This is a genomic window from Paraburkholderia sp. BCC1886 (assembly GCF_900996245.1).
In the GTDB taxonomy this organism is placed as follows: Bacteria; Pseudomonadota; Gammaproteobacteria; order Burkholderiales; family Burkholderiaceae; genus Paraburkholderia.
Genome location: NZ_CAAJGK010000127.1, coordinates 1 through 442, shown reverse-complemented (window position 1 = coordinate 442; position 442 = coordinate 1). Strand labels below are relative to the sequence as shown.

Here is a 442-nt window from a genome sequence, read left to right as displayed (position 1 = left end):
TCACGCTGATGCGCGGCTGGCTCGCGCGATTCTCCAGCACCGCGAGGCCAACCGTTTCGAGGTCGGAGGCGGCCTTGTGGATCAGGTCGCGATAGAACAGCAGCATGTCCGAGCCGCCGAAGGTGCTGCGCACCAGCGGGTAGTCGGTATGCGCGCCGACGAACATCTCGTGCAGGTCGACGCTGTTGATGAACAGGTTGAACATCATGGTGCGCGCCGGGTCGAGCTTGCCGTGGCGCAGCTTGGGCAGGTTGCGCAGCACGATGTCGCGCGCGGTTTCCTGCGATTCGACCGCCGCCACCTGCTTGATCACCAGGTTGCGGTAGCACTCGTCGAGATCGGCATCGGGATCGTAGAAATCGGCGCGCGCGAGCAGGTAGCCGGACAAGGCGAACAGGCTGTCGGCCAGCGCCTGCTGCTCGATGCGGCGCGCCTGCCAGCG

At 65.8% G+C, this 442-nt stretch carries 1 protein-coding gene; it reads right to left on the bottom strand.

Annotated elements, in window-relative coordinates:
- Positions 1-442, bottom strand: a 442-nt coding sequence (locus FQ746_RS33290) for a YccS/YhfK family membrane protein (RefSeq protein ID WP_260854259.1), incomplete at both ends; no start/stop codon positions are given.